Genomic DNA, 1,675 nt, shown 5'->3' on the forward strand with positions numbered 1-1,675 from the left:
CTAGTGTGGTAAAACTTACTAGAGAAGACGACTCTCTAAATTAGCCAAGTAACCCTTGGGATCTCTGCGAAATCGATATTGTTCAATTCTGGCTTTATGGTGTTTTTTCAGTTGAGAGCGTAATTCGAGCCAAGTATGAATATCAACTTGTGCTAAATCAGATGCGGTAAAAGAATGAAGTTTAGTAGCGATTGCACAGGCAAGTTTGACAGAACCACGAATAACGAGGGATGAGGGGGCAACTTTACGACCAGTACAACGACGTTGATGATGACGTAGCATACCAAAAGCATGTTCTAAGTCATTATTAGTTCTGGGAAAGTCTTCAATTTCATAACAATGAAAAAGTCCAGACCAGTAGTTATGAGTGGTTTTTATAAAGTTATCGATTGCCGTACTAAGTGTACCAGCTTTCTGCTTTTGTTGGGACATTTCTGTTAACAGTTGCTGATAACTTTGTTTGACTCCAGCAGCATCAAGAGCTATTTTATTGTTGAGAATATTACTAGCTTTATTAACCCACTGATATGCAACTATAACAGGTGAAAATAAAGATGCAGTCGCAGATAATCCCTTAGCTATAAGGTGTTTCAGGTTGACTAAAGGTGGTGGTAAAGCACTTTTTTTTCCATCCGCTCTAAGCTTTGCTCTATCAACGTCAAATTTTCTTGTAACTTTAATCCAGATGCCTCTAACGGTGGATGACCATCATTGGTTATAGAACTACGTACTGCCGAGCAATAATCTTCAATAATGTTTGCCAAATCCTTATCTTCATTGTTAACACTACGTTCAATGTCTCGTAATCCTCTAACTTTTTTCTTTAATTCCTTTTTTGCATGTCGATCCGCCTCATATATGGGTTTAATTGCCTCCTTTAGGTAATGATAATGACATAAACCATGAGCAATTCTAGGTAATGCTAACCTAACAGCTTTGCGAATTGATTGTTGCCCATCACTAACAACTCCATCAATTGGTACATCCAAAGTATTAGTTACTTCTAATAATAACGCCACTAAATCTTCATTTCTTGATGATAATAAGGTTTTAGCTAATAAGATTTCTCCTGATAAGCAATCTCGAATTACCCATAATACCTCATGTCCAATTTCTGGCTGCATCCCATCAATAGCTAATATTACCCGTCCTTGATTAGCCACTATTGCTTTTAATCTTTTATGGTCTTTTAGCCACAAAGAAAGTAACTCGTCATATCTGTCAATTAGGTGCGTGACCGTTCGTTGACTGATACATATACCCTTTAATTCAAGGTGAGCGTGTATTTGGGTAACACTTCTATGTTCCTGGTAGCGTAATGCTCCTATATAAGCAATCACATCCAAACCAAATTCGTTTTGTGGTAGAGCGAGTGACCCTTCTTGCTCTGGTCGATATGCTTTTTTGTACCGCAGACATGACTTATTGTGACATTGCCGAATTTTTAGCTGTAGTTCTACTACCCCATTTAATGTTCTTATATGTCGAGGATTATTGTATTCATTCCACATTGCTTCCCTGCACGAAGGGCATCTTTTTTGAACACAATCGAGTACTTCAAACGATGTTGCCTCTGGTTTTAGACTTTTTCTTACCAAGTTTTTGCACCATTATTTCGCTACAAGGTCAAGATTACAGGATTTCCGCTCTTCTCTAGTAAGTTTTGCCACACTAG

The 1,675-nt window shown here is 37.9% G+C and carries 1 protein-coding gene; it reads right to left on the reverse strand.

The window, feature by feature from the left end; translation table 11 throughout:
- Positions 1-18 precede the first annotated feature (18 nt).
- Positions 19-1,511, reverse strand: a protein-coding gene (locus tag GNF10_RS36730) for an ISNCY family transposase (protein WP_185580601.1) whose coding sequence is annotated in 2 segments (ribosomal slippage) — positions 19-620 and positions 620-1,511 — 1,494 coding nt in all. Because the reading frame shifts where the segments join, the coding sequence is not laid out codon by codon here.
- Positions 1,512-1,675 lie beyond the last annotated feature (164 nt).

The sequence above is a fragment of the Nostoc sp. UCD121 genome (assembly GCF_014222285.1).
Classification (GTDB): Bacteria; Cyanobacteriota; Cyanobacteriia; order Cyanobacteriales; family Nostocaceae; genus Nostoc.